The sequence below is a fragment of the Streptomyces brasiliensis genome, from assembly GCF_014647875.1.
Lineage (GTDB): Bacteria > Actinomycetota > Actinomycetes > Streptomycetales > Streptomycetaceae > Streptomyces > Streptomyces brasiliensis.
On sequence record NZ_BMQA01000218.1, the window covers coordinates 1 to 1,358 of the forward strand.

Annotated in this window: 1 protein-coding gene; it reads right to left on the bottom strand. The window is 68.1% G+C overall.

Translation table 11 applies throughout. The annotated features are described in order from the left end of the window. A partial coding sequence (locus IEZ19_RS49835) for a condensation domain-containing protein (protein WP_229841750.1) occupies positions 1-1,325 on the bottom strand: 1,325 nt, incomplete at its 3' end. Positions 1,326-1,358 lie beyond the last annotated feature (33 nt).

Consider the following 1,358-nt stretch of genomic DNA (forward strand, 5'->3'; position numbering starts at 1 on the left):
CCCACATCGAACAGATCCGCCGACGCGATCAACGACCCACGCAACCCAGCCGGACGCCCCTCCTCGTCCAACACCTCCGACAACGACACATCAAGGTCGAACCTCGCCGCTCCCGTCGTCGTTCGGTCCGCGGCCCGCGACTCCTCACCCGCAGGCTCGACGTTCTGCAGTGTCAGCATCACCTGGAACAGTGGATGCCGGGACAGCGAGCGCTCCGGGGCCAGCTCCTCCACCAGCCGCTCGAAGGGCACGTCCTGGTGTGCCAACGCGCCCAGGCTCGCCTCACGCACCCGAGCCAGCACCTGACGGAACTCCGGGTCCCCCGACAGATCCGTCCGCACCACCAACGTATTCACGAAGAACCCGACGAGATCGTCCAACGCCTCATCCGTACGACCAGCAACCGCCGAACCCACCGGAACATCCGTCCCCGCACCAAGGCGCGAAAGGGTGACCGCCAACGCCGCCTGCAGGACCATGAACGCGGTCGCGCCCTCGGCTCGCCCCAGCTCCACCACCCGCTGATGCACCTCGGCCGACACCCGCAACGGCACCCGATGCCCCACATGACCAGACACCGCAGGACGCGCCCGATCTGCGGGCAGCGCGATCTCTTCCGGTGCCCCGGCCAACTCCTGGCGCCAGTACTCCACTTGCTCCGACAGCAGACTGCCCGCGTCGGACTCCGCACCCAGCAACTCCCGCTGCCACAGGGCGTAGTCCGCATACTGCACCGGCAACGGCTCCCACACCGGAGCCTCACCCTGCAACCGCGCCTCATACGCCTCCGAGAACTCACGCCGCAGCACACCCAACGACCAGCCATCGCCAGCAATGTGATGCACCACCACCACGAGCACCCGCTCGTCGGAACCGGCCTCGAACAACCACGCCCGAATCGGCACCTCCGCCGACAAATCAAACGCGTACCGCGAGGCCTGCGCCACCCCCTCGCCCAGGTCTTCCGACGTCACCTGCGACACCTGGAGGCTCCAGTCCAGGTTCCGCGGGTCGAGGATCCGCTGGTACGGCTCGTCGTCCACCGCCGGGAACACCGTGCGCAGCGACTCATGCCGGGCGATCACATCACGCAGTGCCTCACCCAGCGCGGCGATATCCACCTCGCCGCTCAGCCGCACCAGCAGCGGGATGTTGTACGTCGGGCTCGGGCCATCCAGTTGGGCCAGGAACCACAACCGCCGCTGCGCAAACGACAACGTCACCCGCTCCGGACGCGTCTCCACCGCCCGCAACGACGTCCGAGCCCGCCCGACTCCTTCGGCCAGGCGGTCGGCGAAAGTGGCCACCGTCGGTGCCTCGAACAACGCCCGAACCTCGACCTCCACCCCCAACACGAC